5 protein-coding genes, 1 rRNA gene and 1 pseudogene are annotated in these 6700 nt (G+C 40.4%); 5 read left to right on the forward strand and 2 right to left on the reverse strand.

Annotation, left to right across the window (positions count from 1 at the left end; genetic code table 11):
• A pseudogene (locus tag Q0A12_RS05550) lies at positions 1 to 1022 on the forward strand (cell division protein FtsH); the annotation flags it as partial.
• A gap of 59 nt (positions 1023 to 1081) precedes the next feature.
• Here the strand turns inward: Q0A12_RS05550 and Q0A12_RS05555 are convergent.
• Positions 1082 to 1657, reverse strand: coding sequence for a hypothetical protein (locus tag Q0A12_RS05555; protein ID WP_291291672.1), 576 nt, complete (start codon positions 1655 to 1657; stop codon positions 1082 to 1084).
• A complete protein-coding gene (locus tag Q0A12_RS05560) occupies positions 1641 to 1988 on the reverse strand; it encodes a PadR family transcriptional regulator (protein WP_087642079.1) in 348 nt (115 codons plus the stop codon). The genes Q0A12_RS05555 and Q0A12_RS05560 overlap by 17 nt, the downstream gene beginning before the upstream one ends.
• A 193-nt stretch (positions 1989 to 2181) precedes the next feature.
• On the opposite strand from Q0A12_RS05560, the gene hslO reads away from it, so the two are divergent.
• The 4 genes from hslO to Q0A12_RS05580 all read left to right on the forward strand — a co-directional run.
• Positions 2182 to 3078 (forward strand): Hsp33 family molecular chaperone HslO, encoded by an 897-nt coding sequence (gene hslO / locus Q0A12_RS05565; protein ID WP_087642045.1) that lies wholly within the window; start codon positions 2182 to 2184, stop codon positions 3076 to 3078.
• A 12-nt stretch (positions 3079 to 3090) separates the two neighbouring features.
• Positions 3091 to 4095, forward strand: coding sequence for a tRNA dihydrouridine synthase DusB (gene dusB, locus Q0A12_RS05570; protein ID WP_291291673.1), 1005 nt, complete (start codon positions 3091 to 3093; stop codon positions 4093 to 4095).
• Positions 4096 to 4189: 94 nt separating this feature from the next.
• On the forward strand, positions 4190 to 5686 hold the full coding sequence (lysS, locus tag Q0A12_RS05575) for a lysine--tRNA ligase (protein WP_291291674.1): 1497 nt from the start codon (positions 4190 to 4192) through the stop codon (positions 5684 to 5686).
• Between the two features lie 597 nt (positions 5687 to 6283).
• Positions 6284 to 6700: ribosomal RNA gene (locus tag Q0A12_RS05580) — 16S ribosomal RNA — on the forward strand; the annotation flags it as partial.

The following is a 6700-nucleotide window of genomic DNA, read 5'->3' on the forward strand; positions in this document are numbered from 1 at the left end:
ACTTAAAAGTTGTTGCACAACAAACACCAGGCTTTGCTGGTGCTGATCTAGAAAATGTCTTAAACGAAGCAGCTTTAGTTGCAGCTCGTCGTAATAAAAAGAAAATCGATGCGTCCGACGTGGATGAAGCAGAAGATCGCGTGATTGCCGGACCAGCGAAGAAAGATCGTGTGATCAACAAGAAAGAACGTGAAATGGTTGCATATCATGAAGCGGGACATACGATTGTTGGTTTAGTTCTAAGCCGTGCTCGTATCGTTCACAAAGTAACGATCATTCCGCGCGGACGTGCTGGCGGATATATGATCGCTTTACCAAAAGAAGATCAATTCTTGATGACTAAAGAAGATATGTTTGAACAAATCGTTGGCTTACTTGGCGGACGTACAGCAGAAGAAATCATCTTCGGTGTTCAATCAACTGGTGCATCAAATGACTTTGAACAAGCAACAGGAATTGCGCGCAGTATGGTCACTGAATATGGGATGAGCGACAAATTAGGTCCTGTTCAATATGAAGGAAACCATCAAGTCTTTGTTGGCCGTGATTATGGTCAAACTAAAGCTTACTCTGAACAAGTAGCATTTGAAATCGATCAAGAAGTACGCCGTATCTTGATGGAAGCTCATGATAAAGCGCATGAAATCATCGAAGCACATCGTGCTCAACACAAACTGATCGCAGAAAAACTACTTGAATTTGAAACATTAGATGCGCGCAGCATCAAGTCGTTGTTTGAAGATGGTGTTATGCCTCAAGATGTTATCGATAGCCAATTCCCAAGTGAAAAGGCCCAAACATTTGAAGAAGCAAAACGTGCGTTAGAAGAAAAAGACGCACAAAAACAAGCTGAAGAAAAACAAGACTTTGAAGATGCGAAAAAAGAATTGCACGACGAAGCAGAAGAAGTAAAAGCGAACAATGAAAAAACAGAAGAAACTGTCCAGTCTGAAACAAAAGATGAAGACAAAAAAGATGATTCTGAATATGATCGCAATAACTTTGAAGATCGTTACAAATAAACAATAAAAAGCGATGTAGTACGAATACTACACCGCTTTTTTTGTATTTTCGATCAAGTCTATATTTTGGATTTTGGGGTCAAAATAGCATTAGCGATCAAACCAAATCCAGTTCCGATCAAGACACCAGCTAAGATGCCGATCAATGTGTAGATCCAGCCGGTATGCATAAATTCCGGTACGCCTCCGCTAGCTAAGAAGCCGACCAATGATCCGATCGTTAAACCCAATACGGCAAAGCCTCCATAAAATAACCCGATTATTTCATGATCGGCAGGATCGATCGCTGCGTAATATTGAGCAAAACGTTCCTGAAGTTCATCGGATTGATCTGTTTGACTTGAAAAACGAAGAGCACCACTGGCTTTTTCAAATGCTTCCTCTTCGCTCATTCCATTAGCGATCAAATCGCTGATATAGTCATTCATATATAGGATCATATCATCTTGCATTTCACGGCTTTTATCAGAGGTATTTTTGAATCTGGATATTTTTGTACCAATTTTTTCACGGCTTTTGCCAGCTTTGCGACGTAATTTTTCCATATAAGTCATTTCAGCATCGTCCAAATAAAGTGTTGATTGCTCTTTAGCAAATTGTTTGATTTTTTGTTGTGTCTCATGATTGATGGTCATGTTGGTTGCTCCTTCCGTTTTTCAAGGTTGTCACTCGATCTGATAAAAATTGCCATCGTTCCCAAAAATCAGCGAGTTCTTGTTTTCCATTATCATTTAGCGTATAAAATTTTCTAGGAGGTCCCAGCTCAGATGGCTTTTTTGTTACAGTAACCATTTTATTGCGTTCGAGTCTCAAAAGTATTGTATAGACCGTTCCTTCTGTCATTCCGGCAAATCCCATGGCTGTCAATCTTCGAACAATTTCGTATCCATAGACTTCATTTTCGCTCATGATTTGAAGCATCATGCCCTCTAAAATACCTTTTAGCATCTCACTTAACTTATCCATTTGATCACTTCCGTTCATGCATACTCTTCTAGGTACAATGTATTACTAAGTACAGGTACATAATAACGCAAGGTACCTGAAACTGTCAATCATTAAGCAGCCTATCAAAATTCTTTAGTTGAAAAAATAGTGAAATCCTAGTATTATCTGATAATGAGTCAGATAAAGTCTCAAGTGAGAAGAGGTAAATAAAATGGAAGATTACTTAGTAAAAGCATTATGCTATGAAGGATCGATTCGCGCTTATGCTGTTTGCGCAACAAATACAATTTCAGAAGCACAAGAACGTCATGATACATGGAGCTCATCGACTGCGGCATTAGGCAGAACGATGGTTGGGGCACTCTTATTAGGTGCAACGCTAAAAGGTGAAGATAAGTTGACGGTCAAAGTTCAAGGGAATGGTCCGGCAGGAAGCATTGTTGTTGATAGTGACGGCAGTGGAAATACCAAAGGCTATATCAAGAACCCGCATGTCAGCTTAACACTTAATGAAAGCGGAAAAATCGATGTTCGCGGAGCAGTGGGGACAGAAGGTGTCTTTACTGTGATCAAAGATTTAGGCTTGAAAGAAACTTTCTCAGGGCAAACACCGATCGTTTCTGGTGAAATCGGCGAAGACTTTACTTATTTTATGGCTGTTTCAGAACAAATTCCCTCAGCCATCGGTCTAAGTGTTTTAGTTGATACGGATGAACACGTTAGAGCTGCTGGTGGCTTTATGATTCAGGTGATGCCGGGAGCAGATGAAAAGACAATCGATTTTATTGAACAGCGTCTGCAGGAAGTGCCGATGATCTCTCGTTTGATCGATGAAGGTGAATCTCCTGAAGGGATTTTAGAACGTCTATTAGGGAAAGACGAGATCGAAATTTTAGAAAAAATGCCCGTTCAATTCAAATGTAACTGCTCAAAAGAAAAGTTTGGAACAGCAATTATTGCTGTAGGGCTTGATGAAATCAATGCTATGATCGAAGAAGATCATGGAGCAGAAGCAGTTTGTCAGTTCTGCGGGAATAAGTACCATTATAGTGAAGAAGACTTGATCGCGTTGAGGGATGAAGCAATCAAAAATACTCGAAATAAATAGGGGGAAAGCTTGATGTGGAAAATAGGCGATATTGAGATACCCAATCGAGTTGTTGTTGCACCAATGGCGGGCATCAGCAATGCAGCTTTTCGTGTAACTGTGAAAGAATTTGGTGCTGGATTAGTTGTTTGTGAAATGATCAGTGATAAAGGAATCCAGCACAGAAATAAAAAGACATTAGAGATGCTTTATATCGATGAGCGAGAATACCCATTGAGTGTTCAGATTTTCGGCGGCAATAAAGAAAATCTTGTTGAAGCAGCAAAATTTGTTGAGGAAAATACGAAAGCTGCGATCATCGATATCAATATGGGCTGTCCAGTCAACAAAGTCATCAAAGCTGAAGCAGGTGCAAAATGGCTGTTAGATCCAAATAAAGTTTATGAAATGGTTGAAGCCGTTTCTTCAGCAGTTTCTTTGCCTGTAACAGTTAAAATGCGGACCGGCTGGGATGATGAGCACTTATTTGCTGTAGAGAATGCACTAGCTGCTGAAAAAGCAGGGGCTTCTGCTATCGCAATGCATGGACGAACTCGCGTACAAATGTACGAAGGGAAAGCCAATTGGGAAGTGCTGAAAGAAGTGAAACGTCATCTAACGATTCCTTTTATGGGCAATGGTGATGTTAAAACCCCGGAAGATGCAAAACGAATGATCGAATATGTGGGTGCTGATGGTGTGATGATCGGCAGAGCAGCTTTAGGCAATCCTTGGATGATCCAACGTACGAAAGAATATCTTGAAACGGGTGTATTGATACCTGAGCCAAGTCCCTTTGAAAAAATCGAAACAGCGAAACTTCATTTAACACGTTTGGTAGACCTAAAAGGGGAAAGTATTGCCACAAGAGAATTTCGTCAGCATGCTGCCTACTATTTAAAAGGAATCCCTCGTGCAGCGAAAGTAAAAGCTGCGATCAATCAAGCGGAGACACAGCAGGATATGATCGATTTGTTAGATGCATTTGTAGAAAAAGCAGAAAAATATGCAGAAAAAGAGACAATGGAAACAATCTAATAAAAAAAGCAGGCAGAATCCAAAGTTCAGCTTGCTTTTTTTCGTTTTAGTGTGGCATTATAATGGTATGTGATTTCAGAATGGAGGAAATAAAGTGGCAGATGAACAACAAGCGCACTTAGACGATCTAAATGATCAAATGCTTGTGCGTCGTGAAAAAATGGAAAACTTACGTGAAGAAGGGATCGATCCCTTTGGTAAACGTTTTGACCGTACACATAATTCAAGGGAGTTACATGAACAATATGACCAAAACTCAAAAGAAGAATTAAATGAATTGGACTTATCAGCAAGTGTTGCTGGTCGTATGATGACAAAGCGTGGAAAAGGTAAGGCTGGATTTGCTCACTTACAAGACCGCGAAGGCCAAATCCAAATCTACGTGCGCAAAGACCAAGTAGGGGATGAAGCGTATGAGCTATTCAAGCACGCTGACCTTGGAGATTTCTTTGGTGTCACTGGACAAATCATGAAAACTGATACGGGAGAAGTGACTGTTAAGGCGAAAACGATCGTCCTACTAACTAAAGCATTACGCCCATTACCTGATAAATATCATGGCTTGACGAATATCGAACAACGTTATCGTCAACGTTACCTTGATTTGATCAGTAACAAAGATAGTTTTGATCGTTTCATGAAGCGTAGTCAAATCATTAGTGAAATTCGTCGCTACTTAGACAGCAATGGTTATGTAGAAGTGGAAACGCCTGTTTTACACAATGATGCCGGTGGTGCAACTGCAAGACCGTTTATCACCCATCATAATGCTTTGGATATGGATCTATATTTACGAATTGCACTGGAATTACATTTAAAACGTCTGATCGTAGGTGGCATGGAAAAAGTCTATGAAATCGGCCGTGTTTTCCGTAATGAAGGAATCGATACAACGCATAATCCTGAGTTTACAATGTTAGAGGCTTATACAGCATATACAGATTATAAAGATGTAATGGATCTAACAGAAGGAATCATTCGTAATGCCGCTGAAAAAGTATTAGGTACATCGACTATTACCTATGATGGGAAACAAGTAGATTTAGGTTCTGAATTCAAACGTGTTCATATGGTTGATGCCATTAAGGAACAGACAGGTGTAGACTTCTGGCAAGAAATGTCAGTTGAAGAAGCACGTGATTTGGCTAAAAAGCATAACGTAGAAATCAATGATAATATGGCAGTAGGGCACATTTTAAATGAATTCTTCGAAACGTTTGTGGAAGAAACGTTGCAACAGCCAACATTTGTTTATGGACATCCAGTTGAAGTTTCTCCATTAGCGAAGAAAAATCCAGAAGATGGACGATTCACTGACCGCTTTGAATTATTTATAGTAGGAAAAGAATTCGCAAATGCGTTCACTGAGTTGAATGATCCGATCGATCAGCGTGAACGTTTCGAAGGACAAGAAAAAGAACGTGAGCAAGGAAACGATGAAGCTCACGGTGTTGATGAAGACTTTATTGAAGCGTTAGAGTATGGATTACCGCCGACCGGTGGTTTAGGCATCGGGATCGATCGCTTAGTAATGCTTTTAACGGATGCACAATCAATTCGTGATGTATTACTATTCCCAACAATGAGATAAATACAGTTTAACTGTCTATCATAGTCGATAGACAGTTTTTTTATTTGTAAAGAAACAGGCTGGAAAACAGTCGAAATCCATTCTCGAGAGGTTAGAAAACGAACGATAAAGAGCAAAAGGAATAAAACAATCGGTAACGAAAAAAACTTCAAAAAAAATGCAATTTTTGATTGACCTGCGCGCCGAAACTTGGTATATTATTACATGTCGCAAGGCGAGCAACAAAAACGCTGAAACGACTGAAATAGAATAACAAATCAAGTTTTAAAAAAACTTGAAAAATCAGGAAGAAAGTTGTTGACAAATAACAAACAACCTGATAAACTAATGAAGTTGTCGCTGAAACAAACGACAACGCCAAGCAGAAAAAACTTTGAAACTTTTTTAAAAAAAGTGTTGACATCAAATTGAAGATTTGATATGATATAAAAGTTGCTGCGAGGTAACAACGTAGACCTTTGAAAGCTGAACAAAGTAAGACGAACCAAATGTGTAGGTTGTTTTCACAACGGTGAAAACAAACAACAATTTTTAACAAGCGAAGCAATATGCTAGCAAACAAATGAGCTTAACGATCGCAAGATCGTGTTCAACTTTTATTATGAGAGATTGATCCTGGCTCAGGACGAACGCTGGCGGCGTGCCTAATACATGCAAGTCGAACGCTTCTTTTCTACCGAGTGCTTGCACTCACTTGAAAAGAGGAGTGGCGGACGGGTGAGTAACACGTGGGTAACCTGCCCATCAGAGGGGGATAACACTTGGAAACAGGTGCTAATACCGCATAACAGTCGACACCGCATGGTGTTGATTTGAAAGACGCTTTCGGGTGTCACTGATGGATGGACCCGCGGTGCATTAGCTAGTTGGTGAGGTAACGGCTCACCAAGGCCATGATGCATAGCCGACCTGAGAGGGTGATCGGCCACACTGGGACTGAGACACGGCCCAGACTCCTACGGGAGGCAGCAGTAGGGAATCTTCGGCAATGGACGAAAGTCTGACCGAGCAACG

The organism is Enterococcus sp. (assembly GCF_022711995.1).
Taxonomy (GTDB): Bacteria; Bacillota; Bacilli; order Lactobacillales; family Enterococcaceae; genus Enterococcus_D.

Bases quoted from the DNA above. Each gene is read 5' to 3' on its own strand.
- Q0A12_RS05555 (WP_291291672.1), bottom strand. From the start codon at position 1,657: ATGACCATCAATCATGAGACACAACAAAAAATCAAACAATTTGCTAAA.
- dusB (WP_291291673.1), top strand. From the start codon at position 3,091: ATGTGGAAAATAGGCGATATTGAGATACCCAATCGAGTTGTTGTTGCA.
- hslO (WP_087642045.1), top strand. From the start codon at position 2,182: ATGGAAGATTACTTAGTAAAAGCATTATGCTATGAAGGATCGATTCGC.
- Q0A12_RS05560 (WP_087642079.1), bottom strand. From the start codon at position 1,988: ATGGATAAGTTAAGTGAGATGCTAAAAGGTATTTTAGAGGGCATGATG.